The sequence below is a fragment of the Paraburkholderia sp. NMBU_R16 genome (assembly GCF_013282575.1).
Taxonomy (GTDB): Bacteria; Pseudomonadota; Gammaproteobacteria; order Burkholderiales; family Burkholderiaceae; genus Trinickia.
In genome coordinates this window covers 1-506 of sequence record NZ_JAAAYE010000286.1, presented here as the reverse complement: position 1 = coordinate 506, position 506 = coordinate 1, and the positions used below count along the sequence as shown (strand labels likewise).

Below are 506 nucleotides of genomic sequence, written 5' to 3'. Positions count from 1 at the left end.
GCGCGGCTACACGCGCTTCGAAACAATGCGAACCGTGCTGTTCCTCATCGCCGGCAAGCTAGATTTCTCCAGCTTCAACCCGCATGCCTCGTGAGCCGCGTTACCCACTGCATTTTCAAAAGAGCCCCAAAAGATAAAAAACCGAGGTGCCGCGCATGCGCTCCGATACTCTGACCAGCACGTTACGCGGACGCTATGCGCAATTCGAGCGGCTGATCAAACTCGACACGCCCGCCGGCCGTGACCGGCTCGTACCGCTCTGGGTGAAAGGCAGTGCGCGGCTGGGCCGTGACTCCGTCTGAATTTCGGGGCGGAAATTCAATCTGCAACACCAGCCCTATACGATGCGTGCCTGTCTGTACCCGCATCTTGCGTTCTGCAGTGTGGCGCGACAATCTGGATGAGAGACGCGCGACAAACAAGATGAGAATGTCGCGGCGAGGTTGATGATGCCGATGTTGATTGACGCTGACAAGCGTTTGTTGATTGACGCGCGGCGCATGTTG

General features: G+C 57.7%; 1 protein-coding gene. It reads right to left on the bottom strand.

Features of this window, described 5'->3' with window-relative positions:
* Window positions 1–182: 182 nt before the first annotated feature.
* Window positions 183–506: hypothetical protein (locus tag GWC77_RS29325; RefSeq protein ID WP_217283469.1), on the bottom strand; the 324-nt coding region annotated here is incomplete at its 5' end.